General features: G+C 50.5%; 1 pseudogene. It reads left to right on the forward strand.

From position 1 onward, the window contains the following. A pseudogene (locus BHE89_RS00730) lies at positions 1–243 on the forward strand (zinc ribbon domain-containing protein); the annotation flags it as partial. Between the last annotated feature and the right edge of the window lie 52 nt (positions 244–295).

Consider the following 295-nt stretch of genomic DNA (forward strand, 5'->3'; position numbering starts at 1 on the left):
AAAACTGGATCAATGGTTTGCCAGTTCGAAAACCTGTCATTGCTGCGGTCATAAAAATGTCAGAAATGCCACTACATAAGCGTATCTGGCAATGCCCTAAATGTGGAGTTGAACATGACCGAGATATCAATGCGGCAATCAATATCCGACACAAGGGCATATTGGAATTACACGCGGCGGGACGCGTCGTTTCAGCCCCATGGAGACCCGCGTAAATCCGTCGTACAGAGGGTTGCGGTCTGAGAAGTGGGAAGCCTCGCCGTTTACGGCGGGGAGCAGTCACTACGGATCCTTA

This window comes from Shigella sp. FC1967 (assembly GCF_001743005.1).
Lineage (GTDB): Bacteria > Pseudomonadota > Gammaproteobacteria > Enterobacterales > Enterobacteriaceae > Proteus.